This window comes from Conyzicola lurida (genome assembly GCF_014204935.1).
Classification (GTDB): Bacteria; Actinomycetota; Actinomycetes; order Actinomycetales; family Microbacteriaceae; genus Conyzicola; species Conyzicola lurida.
Window position 1 is genome coordinate 296797 of record NZ_JACHMJ010000001.1, and the last position, 24782, is coordinate 321578.

Here is a 24782-nt window from a genome sequence, read left to right on the forward strand (position 1 = left end):
TCGACCGGCGTCGCGATGGATAAGCTGATCCCATGACTTACACGCTCATCCTCCTGCGCCACGGCAACTCCGACTGGAACCAAAAGAACCTCTTCACCGGCTGGGTCGACGTGCGACTGAGCGACCAGGGCGTGGACGAGGCGAAGCGTGCCGGCGAGCTGCTCGCCGAGTCGGGCCTCAAGCCCGAGATCCTCTACACGAGCGTGCTGACCCGCGCGATCCAGACCGCGAACCTCGCGCTCGAGGTCGCCGACCGCCTGTGGATCCCGGTCAAGCGCACCTGGCGTCTCAACGAGCGTCACTACGGCGCGCTGCAGGGCCTCGACAAGGCGGAGACCCTGGAGAAGTTCGGCCAGGAGAAGTTCATGGAGTGGCGTCGCAGCTTCGACGTGCCGCCGCCCGTGCTCGAGGACGACGCCGAGTACAGCCAGGTGCACGACGAGCGCTACATCGGTATCGACGGCGAGATCCCGCGCACCGAGAGCCTCGCGCTCGTCATCGACCGCATGCTGCCCTACTGGGAGAGCGACATCACCGTCGACCTCAAGGCGGGCAAAACCGTGCTGGTGACCGCGCACGGCAACTCGCTGCGCGCGCTGATCAAGCACCTCGACCACATCAGCGACGCCGACATCTCCGAGCTGAACGTGCCCACCGGCATCCCGCTCGTCTACGAGCTCGACGAGAACTTCGTGCCGATCAAGCCCGCGTACTACCTCGACCCCGAGGCTGCTGCCGCCGGCGCCGCCGCGGTCGCGAGCCAGGGCAAGAAGTAGCGTCGACGCCTCATGCGGGTCGTCCGGCTTCGGCCGGGCGGCCCGCGTCGCTGTTTTCCCCGTAGTTTCCTCGCCGTGCCGATTCTGAGGGCCGCTAATCGAGGAACTAGGATGTCCAAGTGCCCGAAGAGGTTCGTCGTACCACAGGCGTCTCCGAGGAAATCTGTGTCGGCTCGACTCGTGTCAGCGGAACGTATGTCAGAACGCTTGCGTCCTGCTTGGGTGACCAAGTCATGGCCGGGATAGAGGAACGATGACTGGACCAAAGCGGGATTTCCGCACTGATCTGCAGGCGCTCCGCGCCGTAGCGGTGCTGGCCGTGATCGTCAACCACATGTGGCCCGAGGTCCTGCCCGGCGGCTACATCGGCGTCGACGTCTTCTTCGTGATCAGCGGATTCCTGATCACGTCGCACCTGCTCCGCGAGTCGCGGAGCACAGGCAAGATCCGACTGGGCGCGTTCTGGGCGCGTCGCGCCCGCCGTCTGCTGCCCGCCGCGCTACTCGTACTCGCGGTCTGCGCGGTCTTCACCGTCGTGAAAATGCCCCTTCCCCAGTGGGAAAACGAGCTGTACCAGATCGGCGCCGCCGCGGTCTACGTGCTCAACTGGCTCCTCGCCTCGAACTCGCTCGACTACTTCGCCCAGGGCGAGGCCCAGACCCTGGTCACCCACTACTGGTCGCTGTCGGTCGAAGAGCAGTTCTACATCGTCTGGCCGATCATCCTCCTGGTCGTCGCCTGGCTCACCTTCCGTCGGGCCAAGCGCACGCAGGTCGTCGTCACCGCCGTCGTCTTCGCCGGTATCGCGCTCGTCTCGCTCGCCTGGGCCGTGTACTCCACCGCCCAGACACCGTCTGCCGCGTATTTCCAGACCACGGGCCGCGCGTGGGAGTTCGCCGCCGGTGGACTCGTCGCGCTGCTCCCCGTCTTCAGCGAGACGATCCGCCGCCGCCTCAGCGCGTTCGTCTGGCTCGGCTGGGCGCTCATCTTCGGCAGCGCCGTGCTGTTCGACTCGCAGTCGGGCGTCCCCGGCCCCGCAGCCCTCATCCCCGTGCTCGGTGTGGTTCTCGTCATCGCGATCGGCGAGGCCGACCACACCTGGTCGACGCGGGCGCTCACCTCGTTCCGTCCCGTGCAGATCATCGGTGACGTGAGCTACTCGGCGTACCTCTGGCACTGGCCGCTGATCGTCGCCGCCCCCGTCATCCTGTCTCGGCCGATCGGCACGCCGGAGAAGCTCGTGCTGCTCGCCATCACCCTGGTTCTCGCGCTGCTCACCAAGCGTTTCGTCGAAGACCCGGTGCGCCTCGGCCCGCTCGCGCGCACGCGCCCGCGCTGGATCCTCGTGATGACAGTGGTCGCGATGGCCGTGGTCGTCGTGCCGTCAGCCGTCGGTGTGCTCGCACTGCGCGACCGTGGCGTCTCCGCGACCGCCGAGCTCGTCGCCGCGTCGAAAGACCCGGGGGAGTGCTTCGGTGCCCAGGCCGAACTCGGCACCGCAGACTGCTCCGACTCCCGCGAACTCGACGACCAGGGGTACCTGCTCGCCAACGGCCAGTTCAACCTCATCTCCAGCACGACCGGCGGCACCGTCTGCGAAGACGTGACCACGGCCAACGGGTTCGTCAAGACCTGCTCGTTCGGTGTGCCGGAGGGGTCGCAGGACCTCGACATCGCGATCGTCGGCGACTCGCACGCCGAGATGTGGTCGGGCTCCCTCGACACCGTGGCACCCGTGCACAACGCGCGCATCCACACCTTCCTCAAGGGCGGCTGCACGGCGACCGCGGACCCCGCGGTGGGCACGATCAGCACGGACCCCGCCTACATTGCCGAGTGCCACGCCTGGCGCACGGACATGATCGCCAGGCTGGTCGACGACCCCGACATCGACATCATCATCACGACGGCATGGTCGGACCGCTACACCGTCAACGGCCAGCCCGACCCCGGCACCGGGTATGCCGACGCGTGGAACCAGTGGCTCGACTCGGGCAAGCGCGTCATTCTCATGGCCGAGCCCCCCGTGCTGCCCGTCGACATCGTCGACTGCATCCTCGACTCGTGCACCGTGCCCGTGGAGAGCCTCGACACCGAGTCGGGACTGACCCGCGCCGCGGCGATGATCGACAACGAGAACTTCAGCGTGGTCGACTTCTCCGACGTGTTCTGCGACGACGTCTGCTACCCCGTCGTCGGTGGAATCCCCGCGTACTACGACAGCAATCACCTCACCGAGGCGTTCACGCGCTCGTTCGGCGAGGAATGGCTCAACGACGAGCTGACACAACCGTTCGTGCAGCAGTAACCGTCGGGCGGGTCATGAGGTGTTCTCAGGGACCGCTACAATGAGCCAGCGCCGGAGAGGGTCGTCGTGGCCGGAATAAGGGGAACGATGAGTGCACCGAAGCGGGACTTCCGCACAGATCTACAGGCGCTGCGCGCCGTAGCTGTGCTCGCGGTGATCGTGAACCACATGTGGCCGGACGTGCTGCCCGGTGGCTACATCGGCGTCGACGTCTTCTTCGTGATCAGCGGCTACCTCATCACCTCGCACCTGCTCCGCGAGTCGCGGAGCACCGGCAAGATCCGTCTGGGCGCCTTCTGGGCCCGTCGTGCCCGCCGCCTGCTGCCCGCCGCGCTGCTCGTGCTCGCCGTGTGTGCCGTTTTCACCGTCATCCGGCTGCCCATGCCCGTCTGGGAGAACTCGCTCTACCAAATCGGCGCTGCCGCCGTCTACGTGCTGAACTGGCTGCTCGCCTCCAACTCGCTCGACTACTTCGCCCAGGGCGACGCGCAGACCGTGGTCACGCACTACTGGTCGCTGTCGGTCGAAGAACAGTTCTACCTCGTCTGGCCTCTCATCCTGCTGGTCGTGGCCTGGCTGACCTTCCGCCGCGCCAAGCGCACGCAGGTCGTCGTCACCGCTGTGGCCTTCGCCGGCATCTTCCTGCTCTCGCTGGCCTGGGCGACCTACGGCATCTCGCACACGCCCGCCGCGACCTATTTCCAGACCACCGCCCGGGCGTGGGAATTCGCCGCGGGCGGTCTCATCGCCCTGCTCCCCGTGTTCAGCGAGGTCATCCGCCGCCGTCTGATCCCGCTGGTCTGGGTCGGCTGGGCGCTGATTCTCGGCAGTACCGTGCTCTTCGACGGGCAGTCCGGCGTCCCCGGCCCCGCCGCCCTCATCCCGGTCGTCGGTGTCGCGCTCGTCATCGCCATCGGCGAGGTCGACCACGCCTGGTCGCCCAAGCAGCTCACCGAGTTCCGCCCCGTGCAGATCGTCGGCGACGTGAGCTACGCGGCCTACCTCTGGCACTGGCCCCTCATCGTCGCCGCCCCGTGGGTGCTGCACCGCGCGATCAGCGACCAGGACAAGTTCACCATCCTCGCGATCACGTTCATCCTCGCCCTCCTGACCAAGCGTTTCGTCGAGGACCCGGTGCGCCTCGGCCCGCTCGCCCGCGTGCGCCCGCGCTGGATCCTCGTGATGACCGTCGCCGCGATGGCCGTGGTGCTCATCCCCACGGCGGCCGGCGTGTACACGCTGCGCGACCGCGGCGCCTCGGTGGCCGCGGAACTCGCCGCGGAATCGCGCGACCCGGGCGAGTGCTTCGGCGCCCAGGCCGAACTCGGCACGGCGGACTGCTCGGACTCGCGCGAGCTCGCCGACCGCAGCTATCTGCTCGCCAGCGGCCAGTTCAACCTGATCTCCAGCACCACCGGCGGGACCGTCTGCGACGACATCCCGATCGACAACGGCGTGCTTCGTTCCTGCTCGTTCGGCGAGCCGGAGGGCGAGCAGTCGCTCGACATCGCGATCGTCGGCGACTCGCACGCCGAGATGTGGTCGGGAGCGCTCGACACCATCGCCTCCGTGCACGACGCGCGCATCCACACGTTCCTCAAGGGCGGGTGCGCCGCGACGGCCGACCTCGCCGTGGCAGCCGCGGTCTCGAGCCCCGAAGAGGTGGCCGCCTGCAAGATCTGGCGGCCCGCGATGATCCCCATGATCGCGGAAGACCCCGACATCGACGTGGTCATCACCACCGCGCGCGCGAACATCTACACCAGCGGCGGCCAGCCCGACACGGGCGAGGGCTACGTCGAGGCGTGGAACACCTGGCTCGACGCGGGCAAGCACGTCATCGTGATCGCCGACACCCCGGCCTTCTCGACCACGGCTGCCGGCTGCGTCGCCGAGACGCAGAGTTCCAGCACCGACGAGTGCACGATGCCGATCGACGGGGTCAGGGCCGAAACCGGCCTCAGCCTCGCGGCGGAGTCCATGGACAACGAGAACTTCAGCTATGTGAACTTCGAGTCGGTGTTCTGCGACACGGTCTGCTACCCCGTGGTCGGCGGTATCCCCGCCTTCTTCGACAGCAACCACCTCAGCGAGTACCTCACCCGCTCGTTCGGCGACGAGTGGCTCTACGACGAGATCTCGGCGGCGTACGCGGCCGAGTAGTGGACGACGGATGCCACGCCTCGAGTCGTGAGGCGTGGCATCCGTCGTTAACGAGGATTGAGCCTGTCGAAATTCCACTCGACAGGCTCAGTCCGCGACAGTGCTAGCTGGAGGCGACGACCCAGTCGCCGGTCGCCAGGTACTGCACCTTCTTGGCGATCGAGACCGCGTGGTCCGCGAAACGCTCGTGGTAACGCGAGGCGAGGGTCGCGTCGACGGTATCGACCGCCGCACCCTTCCAGGTCTCGCCGAGGACCTTGTCGAACACGCTGAGGTGCAGAGCGTCGATGCGGTCGTCGTCGTTGCGGATCTCCTCGGCGAGGCGGGTGTCTTCGGTCGTGAGCAGCTCGACGAGCTTGTTCGCGATGGCGACGTCGAGGGCGCCGAGCTCGGCGAAGGTACCGCGCAGGCTCTTCGGCACGACCTTGTCGGGGAAGCGGTAACGGGCGAGCTGGGCGATGTGCTCGGCCATGTCGCCCATGCGCTCGAGCGACGCCGAGATGCGCAGCGCGCTAACGACGATGCGCAGGTCGCGGGCGACCGGCTGCTGGCGGGCCAGGATGTTGATGGCGAGCTCGTCGAGCTCGAGTGCCGCGACGTCGATCTTCTCGTCGTCGGCGATGACCGTCTCCGCGAGGGAGACGTTGGACTCGTTGAATGCCCGAGTTGCGTTGTCGATCGACACCGCGACCAGGGCCGCAATCTCAACGAGGCGCTCCTGAACTTCTCGGAGCTCCTGCTGGAATACCTCGCGCACGTTTTCGTCCCTTTCGTGGCGGGCATGGTTCATCCCGCACAGTTCACGCCAGACTGCCCTCGTCAGGTAAACGGAGGGTGTTGACGACCTGAACAGTGTGCAAAGTGCACTGGCGGCAGGTCGTCAGCTGCGAGGTCAGCCTCAAGATGTAACTAACCTAGTCGCTATGGACTCCGAATGGCTGGTGCCCTTGTCGCTTGTCTTCGGAACTGTTGTCGGAGCCGGCATGGTCGCGATCGTCGTACTGGCCGCACGCCGCGGGCAGCGCGCTGTCGACGTCGTCAGCCCGACCGTGCCCGACGGTGTCGACCAGGTGATCGACGCGCTCGAGTCGGCGGGCGTCGTTCTCGACCCGTCGAACAACGTCGTGAAGGTGAGCCCGGGCGCGCTCGCGTTCGGCCTCGTCGCGCACCAGGCGCTCGTGCACCCCGAGCTGGTGTCGATCGTCGACAAGGTGCGGCGCACCGGCCAGACACTCACCGAAGAAGTGCATCTGGCCCGCGGCCCGTTCGGCGACGCGAACCTCTACCTGTTCGTACGGGTGGCACGGCTCGGAGCCCGCTACATCCTGCTGCTGGCGGAGGACCGCACGGAGGCCTACCGCCTCGACGACGTGCGCCGCGACTTCGTGGCGAACATCAGCCACGAGCTCAAGACGCCCATCGGCGCGGTGAGTCTGCTCGCCGAAGCCCTCTCGTTCGCGGCAGACGACCCCGACCAGGTGCGCAAGTTCGCCAAGCGCCTCTCCAAGGAATCCGAGCGCCTGGCCCGCATCACGCAGGAGATCATCGAGCTCTCCCGCCTGCAGGCCGCCGACGCGTTGGCCAAGCCCGAACTCGTCTCCATCGACCACGTCGTCTCGCTCGCCATCGACCAGAACCACGTCGTGGCCGACGCCAACTCCGTGGCGCTGGTGAGCGGCGGCGACCACGGCGCGACCGTCTACGGCGACGAGTCGCTCCTCGTGGTCGCGCTGCACAACCTGATCGCCAACGCGATCCAGTACTCGTCGTCGTCGCCGGCCAGGGTCGGCATCGGCGTCAGCAACTCGGGCGGCATCGTGGAGATCGCCGTCACCGACCAGGGGGTCGGAATTCCCGAGGAGGATCTCGACCGGGTGTTCGAGCGGTTCTTCCGCATCGACCCCGCTCGGAGCCGCAACACCGGCGGGTCGGGTCTCGGCCTGAGCATCGTCAAACACGTAGCCCACAATCACGGTGGTGACGTTCGGGTCTGGTCCCAACTGGGCAGCGGATCCACGTTCACCATTCGACTGCCAGAGGCGACAACCGCCGAGGCCGGTACTGGAGAAGAGAAATGACCACGATCCTCATCGTCGAAGACGAGCAGTCGCTCAGCGAACCGCTCGCGTACCTGCTCGAGCGCGAGGGGTACGAGACGACGATCGCCGCCGACGGCCTCGCCGCCGTCGCCGAGTTCGACCGTGCGGGCGCCGACCTGGTGCTCCTCGACCTCATGCTCCCGGGGCTATCCGGCACCGAGGTCTGCCGCGAGATCCGCACTCGCTCGAACGTGCCGATCATCATGCTGACCGCGAAGGACAGCGAGATCGATATCGTCGTCGGACTCGAGCTGGGCGCCGACGACTACGTCACCAAGCCCTACTCCACCCGCGAGCTGCTGGCCCGCATCCGCGCCGTGCTGCGCCGCCGCATCGAAGCCGAGGACGACCACGAGTCGATCCTCGAGGCGGGCACGGTCCGCATGGACGTCGAGCGCCACACGGTGAGCGTCGACGGCGCCGAGACGGCGATGCCGCTCAAGGAGTTCGAGCTGCTAGAGCTGCTGCTGCGCAACTCGGGACGCGTGCTCACCCGCGGCCAGCTCATCGACCGCGTCTGGGGCGCCGACTACTTCGGCGACACCAAGACCCTCGACGTGCACATCAAGCGCATCCGCTCGCGGATTGAGAAGGTGCCGTCGGAACCGACAATGCTGGTTACGGTGCGCGGCCTCGGCTACCGGTTCGAAGCGTAGTTAACCGACGAAGGCCGGCTCGAGATCGAGCCGGCCTTCGTTGTTGTCGCCTACTCGGCGGTGTCGGTGGACTCCGGCGACGGAGTCGAGGTCGAGGACGGCGTCGGCGTGGCGCTATCGGTCGGCGTGGCCGTCGCGGTGGGAGCGACCGGCAGCAGCGTCGAGTACTCGGGCAGGCTGCCGTCGAACACGGGAACGAGCAGCTCCTGGCCGGGCACGTCTCCGTACTGGGCGTAGACCGGGAAGGTGCCGCCGACCTGCGTGTCCGCGCCGACGAGGGTCACCTTGTCTTCGTCGGGCTGTCCCACGGACTTCGACGAGTTGGCCGGAACGTAGAGACGCTCGTCGACCTGCTCGTCGGAACCGTCGGCGAACTCGAACGTGACGAAGATGCCGTCGTCGCTCGTGTTGATCGCGGTGAGGACCAGGTTGAGGTCTTCGCCGTCTTCCGAGATCGCGAGCACGTTGCGCAGCTCGATATCGCCCAGGTCGGCGCTGACACCGTCGCTGGGGTCGTACTGGATCAGCGTCGCCTTCTCGGAGAAGAGCGAGCAACCGGTCGTGCCGAGAAGGACAGCGCCGATGAGGATGGCGGATGCCGCGCCGCGAGCGTTCACTGGAGCCTCCAGGGCAGAATATTGACCAGAATCGCGCGGCTGACCGCACAGACCTGCTGGAGCTTCAGTTTAGTCAAAGAGGCCTCCCGATGCGGAGTAAGGCCACCCTTACCCGCGGAGCGGGGTGATAAAGTCGGGCCGTTCCATTGACCTCCGACGACAAGGTATCCGCGTGTTCCAGCAGGCTCTCCTCCCCGTCGGATCCCCCTCGTGACCGCCCCCGTCGTCGCGGTCGTCGTGGTCGCGGCCGGCAGCGGAACCCGTCTTGGTGCCGCCGAACCCAAAGCCTTCGTGCCGGTGCGCGGCAGGTCGATTCTCGAACACGCACTCTCCGGCGTCTTTCTAATGGCGGATGCCGCCCAGGTCGTCGTCGTCGCACCCGCCGAACGGCTCGAGGTCGCCCGTGAGCTCGCCGAGCGCGTGGCCGGTCCCGCCGCCGCGCACGTGACCGTCGTCGCGGGCGGAGACACCCGCCAGCAGTCGGTCGAGGCCGGACTCGCTGTGCTCGAGCCGGGAATCGAGATCGTGCTGGTCCACGATTCCGCGCGGGCGTTCACCCCCGCCAGCCAGTTCGAAGCGGTCGTCGCCGGCGTGCGCGCGACAGGGGGAGGCGTCATCCCGGGTCTCGCCGTCGCCGACACGATCAAACAGCTCGATTGGACCGGCGCTGTCGAACGCACCGTCGACCGCTCGCAACTCGTCGCCGTGCAGACGCCGCAGGGATTCCCGCGTGAGGGGCTGCTCGCGGCCTACGCGACCGCGAACGAGGACTACACCGACGACGCCGCGGTCTTCGCGGCCGCGGGGCTGCCCGTCACCGTGGTCGACGGCGACCCGCTCGCGTTCAAGATCACGACGCCGTGGGATCTGCGCCGCGCGGAAGCCATCGTCGACGAGAACGCCCCCGCGTCGGTGTCGCGTACCGGCATCGGCATCGACGTGCACCAGTTCGACGAGCTCGTGCCGCTCTGGCTGGGCGGGCTGCACTGGCCCGACGAAGCCGGCCTCGCGGGCCACAGCGACGGCGACGCGGTCGCGCACGCGGTGTGCGACGCGCTGCTCTCCGCTGCCGGACTCGGCGACATCGGCGGCAACTTCGGCACCGACGACCCGCGCTTCGCCGACGCCCGCGGCGACGTCTTCGTCTGCGCTACCGTGCGTCTCGTCACCGACGCCGGGTTCTCGATCGACAACGTCGCCGTCCAGATCGTGGGCAACCGCCCGAAGATCGCGCCGCGTCGCGCGCTGATGGAGGAGCGGATGAGCGCGATGGTCGGTGCGCCGGTCAGCGTCTCGGCGACCACCACCGACGGTCTGGGCTTCACCGGCCGCGGCGAAGGCATCACCGCGATCGCCACGGCGCTGCTCCGCCGCTAGCCCCGCCCGCCCGACACACTGCGCCGCGCGCCCCGCCACGCCGATAAACTGGCGCGCGTGACTGTGCGCCTCTACGACTCCAAACGCCAAGAAACCACCGACTTCGTGCCCCTCGAGGCCGGCAAGGTGGGGCTCTACGTCTGCGGACCCACCGTGCAGTCGTCGCCGCACATCGGACACCTGCGTTCGGCCCTCGTCTACGACCTGTGGCGTCGCTGGCTCGGCTACCGCGGATTCGACGTCACCCTCGTGCGCAACGTCACCGACATCGACGACAAGATCCTCGCGAACGCGTCGCCGACCGAGGGCGACGGCGAACAGTGGTGGGCCCTCGCCTACCGGTACGAGCTCGAATTCACGGCCGGATACGACCGCCTCGGCATCCTGCCCCCCACCTACGAACCGCGGGCGACGGCGAGCATCACCGAGATGCAGGCCATCATCCAACGCCTGATCGACAACGGCCACGCGTACCCCGCCGCGGGCGACGTCTACTTCGACACCGCCTCGTGGCCCGCCTACGGCGAGCTGACCAACCAGAAGCCGGCCGACATGGTCGCGGCATCCGACGCCGACCCCCGCGGCAAGCGCGCCCCGCAGGACTTCGCGCTGTGGAAGGGCCACAAGGCCGACGAGCCCGCCTCGGCGTCGTGGGTCTCACCGTGGGGAGCGGGGCGTCCCGGCTGGCACATCGAGTGCTCCGCGATGAGCTCGCGCTACCTCGGCGCCAACTTCGACATCCACGGCGGCGGCCTCGACCTGCGGTTCCCGCACCACGAGAACGAGCTCGCCCAGTCCACCGCGGCCGGCGACGCGTTCGCGAACTACTGGGTGCACAACGGCCTGGTCAACGTGAACGGCCAGAAGATGTCGAAGTCGCTCGGCAACTCGATCTTCGCGGCCGAGTTCCTCGACCTCGCCCGACCCCTGGTGGTGCGCTACTACCTCGGCGCCGCCCACTACCGGTCGACCATCGACTACCACGACGGTGCGCTCGTCGAGGCGGAAGCCGCCCTCGAGCGCATCGAGGTGTTCCTCGACCGGTCGCAGCGCCGCATCGAGAACACCCGTTTCGCCGCGACCGGACTGCCGGTGGTGCCCGACGAGTTCGCCGAGGCGATGGACGACGACCTGGCCGTGCCGCAGGCGCTCGCCGTGCTGCACGAGCGTGTGCGCAGCGGCAATGCCTCCCTCGACAGCGAGGATCTGGCGCTCGTCGCCACCATCCGCGCCGAAGTCGTCGCCATGACCGAGGTTCTCGGAATCAACCCCGACGCGCCCGAGTGGGCCACTGTAAGCTCTGTACCGGCGGAACGGGCACTGGCTTCCCTCGTCGAACGGCTTATTGCCGACCGTGAGCACGCACGGGAGACCCGCGATTTCAGCGCAGCTGACCGCATTCGTGATGAACTAGTGGCCGCGGGCATCTCTATTGAGGACACCCCGTCCGGCCCCCATTGGAGTATTGAGTCGTGAAGAACCCAGGTAACAAGTCGCGCGCAGGCGCCGTACGCAAGACCAGTTCGGGCAAGCAGGTCGGCTCGGGCGGCCAGGGGCGTCAGGCGCTCGAGGGCAAGAAGCCCACCCCCAAGGCCGAGGACCGTCCGTACCATCCCGCGGGCAAGCGCAAGGCGGCCAACGAGCGCTTCGAGGCGGCTGGCGGACGCAAGCCGTCGCGTGGCAAGGAGGCGCCCGGCGCCGAGCAGCGCCCGCAGCAGCAGCGTCGCGCGAAGTCGAGCGACGAGGTCGAGGTCGTCACCGGCCGCAACTCGGTGCTCGAGGCGCTCCGCGCGAACATCCCCGCGACGACGCTCTACATGGCGACCCGCATCGAATACGACGACCGCGTCAAGGAGGTCGTGAAAATCGCGACCACCCGCGGCATCCCGATACTCGAGGTCATGCGCCCCGAACTCGACCGCCTCGCCGGATTCGACTCGGTGCACCAGGGCCTCGCCCTCAAGGTGCCGCCGTACGTGTACGCGCACCCGCTCGAGCTGCTCGAGAAGATCGAGAAGTCCGGCCGCGTGCCGCTGCTCGTCGCCCTCGACGGCATCACCGACCCGCGTAACCTCGGCGCGATCATCCGTTCGGTCGCCGCGTTCGGCGGTCACGGCGTGATCCTGCCGCAGCGTCGCTCGGTCGGCCTCACCGCCTCGGCGTGGAAGACCTCGGCCGGTGCCGCGGCCCGCACGCCCGTCGCGATGGCCACCAACCTCAACGCGACGATCAAGGAATACAAGTCGCGCGGCGTCTTCGTGCTCGGCCTCGCCGGCGACGGCGAAGTGTCGCTGCCCGACCTTCAGCTCGCCAAGGAGCCCGTTCTGCTCGTGATCGGCAGCGAGGGCAAGGGCCTCTCGCGCCTCGTCACCGAGAACTGCGACGCCATCGTCTCGATCCCGATCAACGCCTCGACCGAGTCGCTCAACGCCGGCATCGCCGCGTCGGTCGCGCTCTACGAGGTCAGCCGGCTGCGTGCCGCGGCCAAGAAGAAGTAGCTTCTCCGCACGTCGAGCTCGTCGGGCCTCCGGGTCCGGCGCGCTTCGTCGTTGCGGGCGTTCGTGGGGCGGGCCGCGTTCGTCATTCAGGATGCCGCGGGCCGGCGGGCGCGGGAAGCCGCGGAGTCTCGCGGGTCGGCGGGGCACCGCGGCCGATCTGGCCTGAATGATGAACGCCGGACGGGCGGGTGTGTCGCAACTCAGCCATAACCCTCAGTTGCAGACTCCTTCGGCGCTGGGTCGCGCAAACGATGGCGCGTTTGCCATAGCTCCACCGCGCGGGCTCAACCCGCGATTGGTCAGACCGTGGAACGCCAGTCGTCGGCGACGACGTCGACCGGCAGGGTTATCGCGCCGGTCGGCGGGTCGATGACGGTGGCCTCGTCGCGGCGGTGGCGCAGCACGTTCTCGACATAGCTCGACACGGCCTCGGCGAGCGGGATGTCGCGACCCATGTTCTGCGACATGTACCAGCGGTGGTCGAGCAGCTGGTGGAAGATCTCGGCCGGTTCGAGGCGGCCCTTGAGTTCCTTCGGGATGGCGCGGATGACTGGTTCGAACACCCGCTGCGCCCACTCGTGTGCGACGACCTCTTCGTCGAGGTCCTGCTTGCCGAAGCTCGCGGTGTACGAGTCGAGGTCATTGAGCAGGCGGCGGGCCTGGTTCTCCTGGGCGTCGAGGCCGGTGAGGCGCAGCAGGCGGCGCGAGTGGTGGCCGGCGTCGACGACCTTCGGCTGGATGCGCACCTTGGTGCCGGTCTCGTCGGTCTTGATCGCGAGTTCTTCGATGTCGAACCCGAGGTCGTTGAGGCGCTGCACGCGGTCGTTGATGCGCCAGCGCTCCGACGAGTCGAACTGCTCGGAGCCGGTGAGCTCCTTCCAGAGCGTGCGGTACTGGTTGACGATGCCGTCGCTGATCGCGATCGGATCCACTTCCTCGGCCATCTTGCCGCCGGCCTGGAGGTCGAACAGCTCGCCGGCGATGTTCACGCGGGCGATCTCGAGGTCGTTCTCGCGCTGCCCGTTGGAGAGACCGTCGTAGAGCTGGCCGGTCTCGGCGTCGACGAGGTACGCGGCGAACGCGCCGGCATCGCGGCGGAACAGGGTGTTGGAGAGCGACACGTCGCCCCAGAAGAAGCCGACGACGTGCAGGCGCACGAGCAGCACGGCGAGGGCGTCGACGAGCCGCGTCGCGGTATCGGGGCGCAGGGTCTGGGAGAAGAGCGCCCGGTAGGGGAGCGAGAACTTGAGATGCCGGGTGACGAGCGACGACTCGAGGTCCTCGCCCTCCGTGGTCGTGCGGTTGGTGATGACCGCGATCGGGTCGACGCACGGGATGTCGAGACGCTGCAGCGTGCGCAGCATGTCGTACTCCTTGCGCGCCAGCTCGGCCGATGTCTCCTTGATCGCGACGACGTAGCCGCTCAGGTTGACGAAGCGCACGAGGTGGCGCGAAATGCCCTTGGGCAGGGCGGCGATGGTGTCTTCCGGCCAGACCTCGAGGGGGAGGTTCCACGGCAGGTCGAGGAGTGCCGGGTCGACGGTGGCCGCGGTGATGTTGAGTGAGCCGCTCATGGGGTGCTTCTCCTTAACGTGGATCGAGCCTGTCTCGATCTCCCGACATTCGTCAGTAGATCTCGACAGGCTCGATCAACGGATGGTTCGACTAGCTTGCGACGACGGCCTTCTTGCTGAGGCGCAGGCCGGACTCGGTGTTGAACACGTGCACGTGGTTCGGCTCCGGGAGGACGAAGACCTTGTCGCCGGCGTTCGGGTGCGAACGGCCGTCGACGCGCGCGACGATGTCGACGCGGTTGCCGTCGATCTCGGTGTGTCCGTAGAGGTAGCCGTCGGCGCCGAGCTCTTCGACCAGGTCGACGTCGACGGGGAGGCCCTCGCCGGTCGGCGAGACGCGGATGTCCTCGGGGCGGATGCCGATGGTGACCTTCTTGGCGGTCGCTTCACCGAGGGTGTCGCGGTCGACAGCGGCGATGGCGGTACCGAACTTGAGACCGCCGTCGACGACGTCGGCGTCGAACAGGTTCATGGCCGGCGAACCGATGAAGCCGGCGACGAAGACGTTCTGAGGCTGTTCGTACAGGTCGCGGGGCGTTCCGACCTGCTGCAGGACGCCGTCCTTGAGAACCGCGATGCGGTCGCCCATGGTGAGGGCTTCCGTCTGGTCGTGGGTCACGTAGACGGTGGTGACGCCGAGGCGGCGCTGCAGCGAAGCGATCTGCGTACGGGTCTGCACGCGCAGCTTGGCGTCGAGGTTGGAGAGCGGCTCGTCCATGAGGAACACCTGCGGCTGGCGCACGATGGCGCGGCCCATGGCGACGCGCTGACGCTGTCCACCGGAGAGCGCCTTCGGCTTGCGGCCGAGGTAGGGCTCGAGGTCGAGGAGCTTGGCTGCCTCGAGAACGCGGGTGGCGCGCTCGTCCTTGCCGATGCCGGCGATCTTGAGCGCGAAGCCCATGTTCTCGGCGACGGTCATGTGGGGGTACAGCGCGTAGTTCTGGAAGACCATCGCGATGTCGCGGTCCTTCGGCGGGACGTCGGTGACGTTGCGGTCGCCGATGAGGATGCTGCCGTCGTTGACCTCTTCGAGGCCGGCGAGCATTCGCAGAGAGGTGGACTTACCGCAACCGGAGGGGCCGACGAGGACGAGGAATTCGCCGTCTGCGACCGAGAGGTCGAGCGCGTCGACTGCGGGGCGGGTGGAACCCGGGTAGAGGCGGGTTGCCTTGTCGAAAGTGACTGATGCCATGACTATTAATGCTCCTTCACCGGCAGGTACGTGCCGGACGATCCGAGTGAATGGAAAGTGACCCGAGGGCCACAAATGTCATTATGGCACTAACCCGCGCTCAGCGGTCGTTTGGGCGATTCCCAGAATGCGCTCCTAAGATCGAAAAAGGCCGTAGTTTCCTATGGGGTGCGGTCGCCGACTTTTCTCCCCTCTAAATCCCGGTCCTTGCGAGGTTCAATGACGTACGGCGTTTCTGGCAGCAATCGCCAGAGCAAAAACGAGCGACGCGAAGTCGCGCGCGAAAAAGCAAAAGTGCTCCGCGACAACCAGCGCAAGAAGGACCGCCGCACCAAGGTGTTCCTGCAGGGCGGCGTCATCGTCGTCGTTCTCGCGATCGTCGCGGTCGTCGCTTTCGCGATCGTCACCACGATCAAGCCGGCCAGCCCCGGCCCGCGCAACATGCTCAGCGACGGCATCCTCATCGGCGAGGGTTTCACCGCCACGCGCACCGCAGCCCTCGAAGCGGGGGAGACGCCCGTCGCCAACGAGCGCGACGAGGATTCCGACACCATCCGCATCCAGATGTTCGTCGACTACTTCTGCCCGATCTGCGGCGAGTTCGAGAAGGCCAACGGCGACCAGCTCTCCACCTGGGTCGAGAGCGGTGCCGCCGAGGTCGAGATCTTCCCGATGGCGATCCTTGACCGCCTGTCGAACGGCACGAAGTACGCCACCCGGGCCGCCAACGCCGCCGCCTGCGTCGCGGACAATTCGCCCGACAGCTACTACGACTACAACACGATCCTCTTCGAGAACCAGCCGGAAGAGGGCACCGACGGTCTGACCGACGCCGAGCTGATCGACCTCACGGTCGAGGCCGGCGTCTCGAGCCCGAAACTCGTCGCGAACTGCATCGAAGACCAGGAGTTCAAGACCTGGGTCGCCGACGCGCGCACCCGCGCCCAGAACGGCCCGATCCCGAACAGCAACGTCGACGCCGTCGCCGGAACCCCGACCGTGATCGTCAACGGCGTGAAGTACACCGGAGCGCTCAACGACGCGAAGGCTTTTGCCGCCTTCGTGATCCAGGCCGAGAATGACGACTCCGCCACGACGTCGACCTCCACCCCTACTCCGGCTCCGGCCGAGACCGCGGCACCCGCCGAGACCCCCGCACCGTAGGCCCGTCGGTTCGCATGGTGGGCCCCGGTGGCCGTAGCGTTGCACCATGAGAACTGAACAAGCCAGCATCATCCGCGAACTCGGCGTCGTCGCCGAGATCGACGCCGCCACGGAGATCGACCGACGCGTCGGATTCCTCGTCGACTACCTGCGCACCACCGGCGCCCGCGGGCTTGTTCTCGGCATCAGCGGCGGGCAGGACTCCTCGCTCGCCGGCCGGCTCTGCCAGCTCGCCGTCGAGAAGCTCGCGGCCGAGGGTGCCACGGCCGAATTCGTCGCCGTGCGCCTGCCCTACGCGGTGCAAGCCGACGAGGAGGACGCGCAGCTCGCCGTGAAGTTCATCGCGCCGACCCGAGTCGTCACCTTCGACATCAAGCGCGGCGTCGACGGCGTCGCCGCCGAGTACACCGACGCGGTCGGCACGCCGATCAGCGACTTCACCAAGGGCAATACCAAGGCCCGGATGCGTATGGTCGCCCAGTACGCGATCGCCGGCGACAGCGGGCTGCTGGTCGTCGGTACCGACCACGCCGCCGAGGCGGTGACCGGCTTCTTCACCAAGTTCGGCGACGGCGGTGCCGACGTGCTGCCGCTCTCCGGACTGAGCAAGCGCCAGGGCCGCGCCCTGCTCGAGCAGCTCGGAGCCCCCGAGCGCCTCTACCTCAAGGCGCCGACCGCCGACCTCCTCGACGACAACCCCGGCCAGACCGACGAGAACAACCTCGGCATCGCCTACGCCCACATCGACGATTTCCTCGAGGGCAAGGATGTCGCGGACGCCGTCGCCGACGCGCTCGTGGCGCGCTACCGCTCCACCGAGCACAAGCGTCAGCTGCCGGTCACCCCGGCGGACACGTGGTGGCGTGCATAGAAAACGGGGTCGACCTGCCCGCGGCATCCATTGGTTGACATTTGACAACTAAGTCGTATAGTTGACATAGATCAACTGATTGTGGCCCTCACTGCTGAGCACTCGCTCGCGTGGGGGCCATCGTCGCGAATGGGGAAACTTCACGTGTCACAGACCACCACACCACCCGCTATGACCCACCGGCAGGTGTTGGAATCGCTGTCCGGCCTGCTCGCCGGGCTCTTCGTCGCCGTGCTCGCCTCGACCGTCGTGTCGACGTCGCTGCCGAAGATCATCTCCGACCTCGGCGGCGACCAGACCGCCTACACCTGGGTGGTCGTCTCCACCCTGCTCGCCACCACGGTGAGCACGCCGATCTGGGGCAAGCTCTCCGACCTCTTCAACCGCAAACTGCTGGTCCAGCTCGCGATCGTCATCTTCGTGGTCGGGTCGGCGCTCGCCGGCCTCTCGCAGGGCACCGACACCCTCATCGTCTGGCGCGTGCTGCAGGGTCTCGGCGCCGGCGGCGTGATCTCGCTCGTGCAGGTGCTGATCTCCGACATCGTGAGCCCGCGGGAGCGCGGCCGCTACGTCGGTCTGCTCGGAGCGGTGCTCGCGGTCGGCACGGCCGGCGGCCCGCTGCTCGGCGGCGTGATCACCGACACGATCGGCTGGCGCTGGAACTTCTACGTGGCGGTGCCGTTCGCGGTGCTCGCGCTCATCCTCATCCAGCGCACCCTCACGCTGCCCAAGCGCCCCAAGCGCAAGGTCTCGATCGACTACTTCGGCGCGGTGCTCATCGCCGCCGGCGTCTCGCTGCTGCTGATCTGGGTGTCGCTCGCCGGCAACCAGTTCGAGTGGGGCTCGCTCACCTCGTGGGTCATGGCCATCGGTGCCGCCGCACTGCTGATCGCCGCCGTCATCGTGGAGATCTCGGTCAAAGAACCGATCCTGCCGATGAACCTGTTCAAGAACCGTAGCTTCACCCTGGTGGTCGTCGCGAGCCTCACCGTCGGTGTCGCGCTCTTCGCCTCGTCGGTGTTCCTCAGCCAGTACTGGCAGCTCAGCCGCGGCGCCAACCCGACCCAGTCCGGCCTGCTCAGCCTGCCGCAGGTCGTCGGCTCGCTCGTCGCCTCCACCGTCATCGGGACGCTCATCAGCCGCAGCGGCAAGTGGAAGCGCTGGATGGTCGTCGGTGCGGCGCTGCTCACCGTCGGCCTCTCGCTGATGTCGACCATCCGGTACGACACCGAGATCGTCTACGTGTCGATCTACCTCGCGCTCATGGGCCTCGGTCTCGGCATGGTCATGCAGAACCTCGTGCTCGTCGTGCAGAACTCGGTCGACGTGCGCCAGGTGGGTGCGGCCAGCTCGGCCGTCGCCTTCTTCCGCAGCCTCGGTGGAACGCTCGGCGTCTCGATCCTCGGCGCCGTCCTCGCCTCGCAGGTCGGCAGCCACATCACCTCGGGCATCTCGAGTATCAGCGCCTCGCCGGCCGAATTGAAGTCGCTCGCCTCGGGTACGATTCCGGACGTGAACTCCCTGTCGACCCCCGTGCGCGTGCTCGTGGAGTCGGCGTACGGCCAGGCGATCGGCGAGATCTTCCTCATCGCCGCCCCGCTCGCGCTCATCACCCTGCTCTGCATCGTCTTCCTGCCGAACGCCGAGCTCGGCACCAAGACCGGCGTGCAGCAGCTCGCCGAGACCGAGGCCGAGCTGGCGCTCAACGTCGCCGGCGGAGAGGCCATCATCCCGACGACGCTCACCCGCCCGGTGCCCGTGGTCGAGAACGCGACGAAGAAGACCGACGATGCCTGATTCCCGGGAATCCGACGCGGCCCGGGAGGCGTTCGCTCTCGACATCGAGGAGGGCGTCGCCGGGCTGTACCGGGCGAGCAAGGCGCGCGTGAAGCGACTGGTCGAGCACCTCGACCCCGACATGCAGACGGCCGGCTACCTCGTGCTGCGCTACGTGATGGCGCACGGTCCGATCCGGGCCGGAGACATCGCGGCGGGACTCACCATGGACAAGAGCGCCGTCAGCCGCCAGCTCACCGTGCTGCGCGACAGCGGCCTGATCGAGGCGCGGCCCGACCCCGAAGACGGGCGCGCGAGCCTCGTCGTCGCGAGCGAGAAGGCCAACGAGCGCCTCGACGAGTTCCGCGTCGACCTCAAGGCCGACTACCAGCGCATCCTCGCCAGCTGGGACGCCGCCGACATCGAGGCGTTCGCCCGGCTTCTCGGCAAGTTCAACGAATCGCGGTAGCTCCTAGTCGCGACCCTCGACGAAGGCCTCGGCGACCCGGTCCCACCACGCGGACGACTCGGCGCGCTTGGCCGCCGCGATCTCGAGGCCGCGGGAGCGGATCGCCGCGCGGTCGTTCCAGACGGCGGATGCCGCGGCCGGCCCCGCGCCGGCCACGAGCTCCGCGGCGGGAACCAGCCCGCGCTGCCCGAAGTTGCCGAGGGCACCCGTGAGCTTCGTGGTGGTGTAGTCGTCGACCGGGATGCCGATCGTCGGCACGCCTCCCGACACGGCGAAGACCGCCGGGTGGTACCTGCTGCTGAGGATCAGTTCCGCGCCGCGGGCGAGAGCCGCGGCATCCACCGAGTGGTTCGGCAGAACCGTCGCGGTCGTCGATGTCATGCGGGCGGCGACCTGCTCGTGGATCACCGTGTCGCCGCGCACCTCGCCCTCGACGAGCGAGCCGAAGTGGGCGAAGAAGATGATCTCGAGGCCGGTCGTCGCGACGATCTCGTCGAGCAGCGCGGCCGTGTGCTCGACGAAGAGCTCGCGCGGCTGGTCGCCGGTGTGCGTCGACAGCGAGACGAGGCAGTAGGGCGACCGGTCGGTGGTCTCGGTGATGCGCTCGGCGAGGAAGCTCGCGTCGTCGACGGTCTTGTTCAGCAGTTCCTCGGGAACCCCGAGCTCGAGGCACAGGTCGTACGAGTCGCTCTCCCGCAGGCCGACGAACTCGGCCGAGGAGAGCAAGCGGGCGACGAGGTCGCGGTCTTCGCCCTCGAGGTGCGGGCCGATGGTCTGGCCCGAGACGACGAGCGGCTTGCCGAGCAGTCGCGCGATCTCGCCGATCGTGCCGCGCTCGAAGATGTGCGACGGCCAGGTCGACGCCATGTTGCCGCCGCCGGAGATGGCCACGCCGTCGCTCGCGCGGATCGCCTCGATTACCGCGAAAGCGCTGTCGCCGGGCTCGAGCAGGCCCTGGTCGCCGGCGGCCGTTCGCAGCACGAGGTCCATGCGCTCGTTGCGCTCGGCCGACGAGGTCTGGGTGCGGAAGCCGATGTTCGGCACCGCGTCGACGCCGTAGCGTTCGGTGGTCTCGGCCGGGTTCGACGAGACCGCCGTGATGTCGCTGATGCCGCGGGCCACCATCTGGTGCACGAGCTCGTCGAACATGGCCTCGTCGCCGACGTGGACCATGTCCTCGAGAACTCCGACGTCACCGATTACAACAATTCGCAACTTCTACTCCGCAGGCGTTGGGGGGTCTCCCGCACGCCGCGGGACCAGACAACGTTAGTCGACCTGAGCTGCCAAGGCGGCGAACGCTTCCTCGAGGACGGATGCCGCATCGTCGATGAGTTCCTCGCTGATCACGACGCTCGGCATGATGCGCATGACCGAGTCCCAGCTACCCGCGTCGAGCACGATGACGCCGTGCGTCGTGGCGTACTTCAGCACGAAGGTCAGGGCTTCGGGGTTGGGCGTCTTCGTGCCGGGCAGTACGAACTCGATGCCGAACATCGCACCCTTGCCGCGCACGTCGCCGACGAAGTCGAAGCGCTCGGCCCAGTCGCCGATGCGCGCCCAGAGCATACGCTCGACGTTCTGCGCGGCCTCGAGCAGGTTGTCGCGCTCGATCAGGTCGAAGACCGCGAGGGCGGCCGCGGTCGAGACCGGGTTGCCGCCGAAGGTGCCGCCGATGCCGCCGGGCTGCACCGCGTCCATGATCTCGGCGCGGCCGGTGACCGCGGCGAGCGGGAAGCCGCCCGCGATGCCCTTCGCCGTGGTGACGAGGTCGGGCACGACGCCGTGGTGCTCGATCGAGTACCACGCGCCGGTGCGGGCGATGCCGGCCTGGATCTCGTCGGCGACGAACACGATGCCGTTCGCGGTGCAGTATTCGCTGAGGGCCGTGAAGTAGCCGGGCGCGGGGATGACGATGCCGCCGTCGCCCTGGATCGGCTCGACGAAGAACGCCGCGATCTCGCTCGCGCCGATGTGCGTCTCGATGTAGTCGATCGTCTTCGCGGCCGCCTCCTCGCCGGAGAGCCCGTCGCGGTAGGGGTAGCTCACCGGCACGCTGTAGATCTCGCCGGGGAACGGGCCCATGCCGGCGCGCTCGGGCCAGGGGCGGTAGGTCATCGCCATGGTGAGGTTGGTGCGGCCGTGGAACGCGTGGTCGAGCGCGACGATGGCGCGGCGGCCGGTGAACTTGCGCGCGATCTTGACCGCGTTCTCTACCGCCTCGGCGCCCGAGTTGACGAGGATCGAGCGCTTTTCGAAGTCGCCGGGCGTGATCTCGGCGAGCTTCTCGGCGACCCGCACGTAGTTCTCGTACGGCGTCACGGTGAAGAGGGTGTGGGTGAGCTTCGAAGCCTGGGCGGATGCCGCGGCGGCCACGTCCTCGTTGGCGTGGCCGATCGTGGTGACGCCGATGCCGCAGCCGAGGTCGATCAGCTGGTTGCCGTCGACGTCGACGAGGATCGCTCCCGACCCGTGGTCCATGTAGATGTTGGCGAGGGTGCCCGCGCCACGCGAGACGCTCTTCAGGCGGCGCTCCTGCAGGGCGACCGAGTTGGGTCCGGGGAGTTCCGTGAGCAGCTTGCGTTCCTGGGGCACCGAGAATGTCATGCGTTCAACCCTACGACCGGAGTCATGGAATGGCGGGCACTCCCGCTACGTTGTAGCGATAGTGCCCGCCGCCCGGCGGGGTGAATCAGGGGGAAGCCGTGTCGATCATCCACTGGCTGTTCGACGCCCAGCTCGTGATCGGCGACCAGACCGTGCTCTGGCGCGAGATCATCGGCAACGTCTTCGGGCTCGCGAGCGCGCTCGGCGGAATGCGCCGCAAGGTCTGGGCCTGGCCGGTCGGCATCGTCGGCAACGCCCTGCTCTTCACCGTCTTCCTCGGCGCGGTGTTCGGCACCCCGAACCCGGTCAACCTGCTCGGCCAAGCCGGCCGCCAGGTCATGTTCATCGTCGTCTCGGTCTACGGCTGGTACTCCTGGAAACACAGCAAGAATCCGGATGGCGCGGCCGTCGAGCCGCGCTGGGCTGGCACCCGGTCGCGGATACTGCTGGTCGTCGCGCTCGTCGGCGGCACCGCCATCCTGACGCCCATCTTTTCTGCACTGGGTTCGTACGAGCCGGTGTGGGCCGACGCCTGGATCTTTATGGGGTCGCTGCTCGCCACCTACGGCATGGCCAAGGGCTGGGTCGAGTTCTGGCTGATCTGGGTCGCGGTCGACCTGGTCGGCGTGCCCCTGCTGTTCGGCGCCGGCTACTACGCCTCGGGGCTCATGTACGTGTTCTACGGCGCATTCACGCTCGTCGGGTTCTTCGTCTGGGCGCGGGCGCGCACCAAGCCGAAGGTCGCGGTCGAGTTCCCGGATCCGACACTGCAGCGGTAGTCCGCGGCTCATCGCGGCTCATCGCGGCTTGTCACGCTCTCGGGCGAACGTCAGCGCCCGCGCGTAGAGTCGTTGGTTGACGAAAGTTGGCTTTCCCCCATGACCCTCATCCCGCCCGTGACCCGGCTCGACGCCCTCAGTGACGTCGAGATCCGCGGCATCCGCGCCGATTTCCCGATCCTCTCGACGGAGGTGAACGGGGCGTCGCTCGTCTACCTCGACTCGGGTGCCACCTCGCAGAAGCCGGTGCAGGTGCTCGACGCCGAGCGCTCGTTCTACGAGCGCGACAACGCCGCGGTGCACCGCGGGGCACACACGCTCGCCGCACTCGCGACCGAGTCGTTCGAGGACGCCCGGTCGACCGTCGCGCGCTTCGTCGGTGTACGCGAGGACGAGATCGTCTGGACGTCGAACGCCACCGAGGGCATCAACCTCATCGCCTACGCGATGTCGAACGCCAGCCTCGGCCGCGGCGACGAGGCATCGGCCTCGCTGCGACTCGGCGAGGGCGACGAGATCGTCGTCACCGAGATGGAGCACCACGCCAACCTGATCCCGTGGCAGGAACTCGCGGCGCGCACCGGAGCGACGCTGCGCTACATCCCCGTGCACGACGACGGGTCGCTCGTGCTCGACGACCTCGACGAGATCGTCAACGAGCGCACGCGCGTGCTCGCCTTCACCCACGTCTCCAACGTGCTCGGCATCGTGAACCCCGTCGACGTGCTCGTCGCGCGGGCCCGGCAGGTCGGCGCGCTCACCGTGCTCGACGCCTGCCAGTCGGCGCCGCACCTCGCGCTCGACCTCGTGGCGCTCGACGTCGACTTCGCCGTGTTCTCGGGCCACAAGATGCTCGGCCCCACCGGCGTCGGCGTGCTCTACGGGCGCGGCGCCCTGCTCGCCGCCCTCCCGCCGTTCCTCACCGGCGGTTCGATGATCACCACCGTCACGATGGAGAAGGCCGAGTACCTCGAAGCGCCGCAGCGGTTCGAAGCCGGCACGCAGCGCGTGTCGCAGACGGTCGCGCTCGCCGCGGCGGTGCGCTACCTGTCGGCGGTCGGCATGGACCGCATCGCCGAGCACGAAGCGCGGCTGGGCGAGCGGCTGGTCGCCGGTCTCGCCGAGATCCCCGGCGTGCGCGTGCTCGGGCAGCCCGCGGGCACGCACCGGGTCGGACTCGCCAGCTTCGACGTCGCCGGCGTGCACTCGCACGACGTCGGGCAGTTCCTCGACGACCGCGGAATCGCCGTGCGCGTCGGGCACCACTGCGCCCAGCCGCTGCACCGCCGCCTCGGCGTCACCGCGTCGACCCGCGCGAGCGCCTACCTGTACACGACCGAGAACGAGGTCGACGAGTTCCTCGCCGGGGTCGCCGACGTCACCACTTTCTTCGGAGTTTCGGCATGAGTTCGTCCGACCTGCAGGCGCTCTACCAGGAGCTGATCCTCGACCACTCGCGTCATCCCCACGGCTTCGGCCTGCAGGAGGGCGCGGCCGCGTCGTCGCACCAGGTCAACCCGACCTGCGGCGACGAGGTCACCCTCGAGCTGCACATGCAGCCCGGAACGGACATCGTCTCGTCGGTGCGCTGGGAGGGTCACGGCTGCGCGATCTCGCAGGCCTCGGCGTCGCTGTTCACCGAGATGGCGGACTCGCTCACGCTCGACGACCTCGACTCGCGCATCGAGCTGTTCCGCACCGCGATGCGGTCGCGCGGCACGATCGAGCCCGACGAGGAGCTGCTAGGCGACGCCGCGGCACTCGGCGGGGTCTCGAAGTACATCGCGCGGGTCAAGTGCGCGATGCTCGCCTGGGTCGCGGCCGAGCACGCGATCGCGCAGGTTCGCGCGGCGTAG

At 68.1% G+C, this 24782-nt stretch carries 21 protein-coding genes; 15 read left to right on the plus strand and 6 right to left on the minus strand.

Features of this window, described 5'->3' with window-relative positions; translation table 11 throughout:
- Nucleotides 1–32 precede the first annotated feature (32 nt).
- The 3 genes from HD599_RS01530 (at nucleotide 33) to HD599_RS01540 (ending at nucleotide 5247) form a co-directional block, all read left to right on the plus strand.
- Nucleotides 33–776 (plus strand): phosphoglyceromutase, encoded by a 744-nt coding sequence (locus HD599_RS01530; RefSeq protein ID WP_184233002.1) that lies wholly within the window; start codon nucleotides 33–35, stop codon nucleotides 774–776.
- A 253-nt stretch (nucleotides 777–1029) separates the two neighbouring features.
- Complete coding sequence (locus HD599_RS01535; protein WP_184233004.1) at nucleotides 1030–3084, plus strand: acyltransferase family protein; 2055 nt, start codon at nucleotides 1030–1032, stop codon at nucleotides 3082–3084.
- Nucleotides 3085–3171: 87 nt separating this feature from the next.
- A complete protein-coding gene (locus HD599_RS01540) occupies nucleotides 3172–5247 on the plus strand; it encodes an acyltransferase family protein (protein WP_184233006.1) in 2076 nt (691 codons plus the stop codon).
- A gap of 103 nt (nucleotides 5248–5350) precedes the next feature.
- Here HD599_RS01540 and phoU read toward each other — a convergent pair whose 3' ends face one another.
- A complete protein-coding gene (gene phoU, locus HD599_RS01545) occupies nucleotides 5351–6004 on the minus strand; it encodes a phosphate signaling complex protein PhoU (RefSeq protein ID WP_184233008.1) in 654 nt (217 codons plus the stop codon).
- Nucleotides 6005–6170: 166 nt separating this feature from the next.
- Between phoU and HD599_RS01550 the strand changes: the two genes are divergently transcribed.
- Together HD599_RS01550 and HD599_RS01555 are read left to right on the plus strand one after the other, a co-directional pair.
- Nucleotides 6171–7325, plus strand: a complete 1155-nt coding sequence (locus HD599_RS01550) for a sensor histidine kinase (RefSeq protein ID WP_184233010.1) — start codon at nucleotides 6171–6173, stop codon at nucleotides 7323–7325.
- Nucleotides 7322–8002, plus strand: coding sequence for a response regulator transcription factor (locus HD599_RS01555; RefSeq protein WP_184233012.1), 681 nt, complete (start codon nucleotides 7322–7324; stop codon nucleotides 8000–8002). Before HD599_RS01550 ends, HD599_RS01555 begins: the two co-directional genes overlap by 4 nt.
- Nucleotides 8003–8052: 50 nt before the next feature.
- Here HD599_RS01555 and HD599_RS01560 read toward each other — a convergent pair whose 3' ends face one another.
- Nucleotides 8053–8619: a DNA modification methylase gene (locus HD599_RS01560; RefSeq protein WP_184233014.1), complete on the minus strand. Its 567-nt coding sequence runs from the start codon at nucleotides 8617–8619 to the stop codon at nucleotides 8053–8055.
- A gap of 201 nt (nucleotides 8620–8820) precedes the next feature.
- Here HD599_RS01560 and ispD point away from each other — a divergent pair, with 201 nt between their 5' ends.
- From ispD to rlmB, 3 genes are read left to right on the plus strand one after another with little or no spacing between them, the layout of a single operon-like run.
- Entirely contained in the window at nucleotides 8821–9996 is a 1176-nt protein-coding gene (gene ispD, locus HD599_RS01565) for a 2-C-methyl-D-erythritol 4-phosphate cytidylyltransferase (RefSeq protein ID WP_184240175.1), read from the plus strand.
- A gap of 57 nt (nucleotides 9997–10053) precedes the next feature.
- Nucleotides 10054–11472 carry a cysteine--tRNA ligase gene (gene cysS / locus HD599_RS01570; RefSeq protein WP_184233016.1) on the plus strand — a complete coding sequence of 473 codons (1419 nt, stop codon included), beginning with the start codon at nucleotides 10054–10056 and terminating at the stop codon, nucleotides 11470–11472.
- On the plus strand, nucleotides 11469–12494 hold the full coding sequence (gene rlmB, locus HD599_RS01575; protein WP_184233017.1) for a 23S rRNA (guanosine(2251)-2'-O)-methyltransferase RlmB: 1026 nt from the start codon (nucleotides 11469–11471) through the stop codon (nucleotides 12492–12494). The genes cysS and rlmB overlap by 4 nt, the downstream gene beginning before the upstream one ends.
- A 299-nt stretch (nucleotides 12495–12793) precedes the next feature.
- Here the strand turns inward: rlmB and HD599_RS01580 are convergent, their stop codons facing one another.
- Nucleotides 12794–14068: a DUF4032 domain-containing protein gene (locus HD599_RS01580; protein WP_184233019.1), complete on the minus strand. Its 1275-nt coding sequence runs from the start codon at nucleotides 14066–14068 to the stop codon at nucleotides 12794–12796.
- 91 nt (nucleotides 14069–14159) lie between these two features.
- The gene (locus HD599_RS01585) at nucleotides 14160–15260 is read right to left on the minus strand and encodes an ABC transporter ATP-binding protein (RefSeq protein ID WP_184233021.1); all 1101 of its coding nucleotides are present in this window, start codon (nucleotides 15258–15260) and stop codon (nucleotides 14160–14162) included.
- A gap of 294 nt (nucleotides 15261–15554) precedes the next feature.
- Here HD599_RS01585 and HD599_RS01590 point away from each other — a divergent pair, with 294 nt between their 5' ends.
- From HD599_RS01590 to HD599_RS01605, 4 genes are all read left to right on the plus strand, one after another.
- Nucleotides 15555–16424, plus strand: coding sequence for a DsbA family protein (locus HD599_RS01590; RefSeq protein ID WP_343061824.1), 870 nt, complete (start codon nucleotides 15555–15557; stop codon nucleotides 16422–16424).
- 46 nt (nucleotides 16425–16470) lie between these two features.
- The gene (nadE, locus tag HD599_RS01595; RefSeq protein WP_184233025.1) at nucleotides 16471–17295 is read left to right on the plus strand and encodes an ammonia-dependent NAD(+) synthetase; all 825 of its coding nucleotides are present in this window, start codon (nucleotides 16471–16473) and stop codon (nucleotides 17293–17295) included.
- Between the two features lie 171 nt (nucleotides 17296–17466).
- Complete coding sequence (locus tag HD599_RS01600) at nucleotides 17467–19092, plus strand: MDR family MFS transporter (RefSeq protein WP_184233028.1); 1626 nt, start codon at nucleotides 17467–17469, stop codon at nucleotides 19090–19092.
- Nucleotides 19085–19540 carry a MarR family winged helix-turn-helix transcriptional regulator gene (locus tag HD599_RS01605; protein ID WP_184233030.1) on the plus strand — a complete coding sequence of 152 codons (456 nt, stop codon included), beginning with the start codon at nucleotides 19085–19087 and terminating at the stop codon, nucleotides 19538–19540. The genes HD599_RS01600 and HD599_RS01605 overlap by 8 nt, the downstream gene beginning before the upstream one ends.
- A 3-nt stretch (nucleotides 19541–19543) precedes the next feature.
- On the opposite strand, the gene HD599_RS01610 is transcribed toward HD599_RS01605, so the two are convergent.
- The gene (locus HD599_RS01610) at nucleotides 19544–20755 is read right to left on the minus strand and encodes a polysaccharide pyruvyl transferase family protein (protein WP_184233032.1); all 1212 of its coding nucleotides are present in this window, start codon (nucleotides 20753–20755) and stop codon (nucleotides 19544–19546) included.
- 54 nt (nucleotides 20756–20809) lie between these two features.
- Entirely contained in the window at nucleotides 20810–22147 is a 1338-nt protein-coding gene (locus HD599_RS01615; protein ID WP_184233034.1) for an aminotransferase class III-fold pyridoxal phosphate-dependent enzyme, read from the minus strand.
- A 98-nt stretch (nucleotides 22148–22245) separates the two neighbouring features.
- Here HD599_RS01615 and pnuC point away from each other — a divergent pair, with 98 nt between their 5' ends.
- From pnuC to sufU, 3 genes are all read left to right on the plus strand, one after another.
- The gene (pnuC, locus tag HD599_RS01620) at nucleotides 22246–22926 is read left to right on the plus strand and encodes a nicotinamide riboside transporter PnuC (RefSeq protein ID WP_184233036.1); all 681 of its coding nucleotides are present in this window, start codon (nucleotides 22246–22248) and stop codon (nucleotides 22924–22926) included.
- Nucleotides 22927–23025: 99 nt separating this feature from the next.
- Complete coding sequence (locus tag HD599_RS01625) at nucleotides 23026–24333, plus strand: SufS family cysteine desulfurase (RefSeq protein ID WP_184233038.1); 1308 nt, start codon at nucleotides 23026–23028, stop codon at nucleotides 24331–24333.
- Entirely contained in the window at nucleotides 24330–24782 is a 453-nt protein-coding gene (sufU, locus tag HD599_RS01630; protein WP_184233040.1) for a Fe-S cluster assembly sulfur transfer protein SufU, read from the plus strand. The genes HD599_RS01625 and sufU overlap by 4 nt, the downstream gene beginning before the upstream one ends.

Excerpts from the sequence above, each read along its gene's own strand:
- HD599_RS01555 (WP_184233012.1), top strand. The coding sequence starts at position 7,322 with ATGACCACGATCCTCATCGTCGAAGACGAGCAGTCGCTCAGCGAACCG.
- HD599_RS01535 (WP_184233004.1), top strand. The coding sequence starts at position 1,030 with ATGACTGGACCAAAGCGGGATTTCCGCACTGATCTGCAGGCGCTCCGC.
- HD599_RS01580 (WP_184233019.1), bottom strand. The coding sequence starts at position 14,068 with ATGAGCGGCTCACTCAACATCACCGCGGCCACCGTCGACCCGGCACTC.
- HD599_RS01540 (WP_184233006.1), top strand. The coding sequence starts at position 3,172 with ATGAGTGCACCGAAGCGGGACTTCCGCACAGATCTACAGGCGCTGCGC.
- HD599_RS01600 (WP_184233028.1), top strand. The coding sequence starts at position 17,467 with ATGACCCACCGGCAGGTGTTGGAATCGCTGTCCGGCCTGCTCGCCGGG.
- HD599_RS01530 (WP_184233002.1), top strand. The coding sequence starts at position 33 with ATGACTTACACGCTCATCCTCCTGCGCCACGGCAACTCCGACTGGAAC.
- HD599_RS01615 (WP_184233034.1), bottom strand. The coding sequence starts at position 22,147 with ATGACATTCTCGGTGCCCCAGGAACGCAAGCTGCTCACGGAACTCCCC.
- HD599_RS01625 (WP_184233038.1), top strand. The coding sequence starts at position 23,026 with ATGACCCTCATCCCGCCCGTGACCCGGCTCGACGCCCTCAGTGACGTC.
- HD599_RS01585 (WP_184233021.1), bottom strand. The coding sequence starts at position 15,260 with ATGGCATCAGTCACTTTCGACAAGGCAACCCGCCTCTACCCGGGTTCC.
- nadE (WP_184233025.1), top strand. The coding sequence starts at position 16,471 with ATGAGAACTGAACAAGCCAGCATCATCCGCGAACTCGGCGTCGTCGCC.
- HD599_RS01605 (WP_184233030.1), top strand. The coding sequence starts at position 19,085 with ATGCCTGATTCCCGGGAATCCGACGCGGCCCGGGAGGCGTTCGCTCTC.
- HD599_RS01550 (WP_184233010.1), top strand. The coding sequence starts at position 6,171 with ATGGACTCCGAATGGCTGGTGCCCTTGTCGCTTGTCTTCGGAACTGTT.
- sufU (WP_184233040.1), top strand. The coding sequence starts at position 24,330 with ATGAGTTCGTCCGACCTGCAGGCGCTCTACCAGGAGCTGATCCTCGAC.